1 protein-coding gene is annotated in these 656 nt (G+C 58.8%); it reads left to right on the top strand.

All coding sequences use genetic code 11. The features are described from left to right. A partial coding sequence (locus AC5JJ6_RS32210; RefSeq protein ID WP_496045964.1) for a cache domain-containing protein occupies window positions 1-656 on the top strand: 656 nt, incomplete at both ends.

Below are 656 nucleotides of genomic sequence, written 5' to 3'. Positions count from 1 at the left end.
CAGCACAGCATCACGAACGACATCAGTGTTCTGCAAGCTCTGGCAAACGATCACGCTCTGAACCGTGGCGATTACGCGGACTTTGACGACGCGGCCCGGCGCGTGCTGGAAACCAGACCGGCATGGCTGAGGATCATTCTGTCGGACCGCCAGCGGCACATCGTCAACACCGGCGTGTCATTCGGTTCGCCAATGCGGCCTGTCATGGATGTCGCCAGTTCCGAAGCCGTGTACGCGACGCGCAAACCAGCCGTCAGCGGTGTTCTGGTTCAGCCGGACCACTTGCCGGAGCCGGTATATGTCGTCCGCGTTCCAGTGGTCAGCCAGGGCGAGGTGAATCATACCCTTACAGCCGTTATCCGCGCTTTCAGCCTTTACGATGTCCTTCTCAAACAAGGCATCCCTCAAGGTGGGCGAATCGGTATTACGGATCAAAACAGACGTTTCGTCGCTCGGACAAACTCGCCTGATCCTCATGATAACGAGATCGGAAGGCCGCCGAGCGCGTCGATCCTCAACAGCATACAGAACTCGGTCAAGGGCCTGACCCGCCGCACCACCATGGACGGTGAGGATATCTACATCGTCAATGCCGATGTTCCGGCCATGGGATGGGCCGTACTGGTTGCGATGCCGCCTGAGATGATCGAGTCGCC

It is taken from the genome of Skermanella sp. (assembly GCF_059503625.1).
Note: the sequence above shows the minus strand (reverse complement) of the source record. Positions and strands in the feature narration are given on the sequence as shown.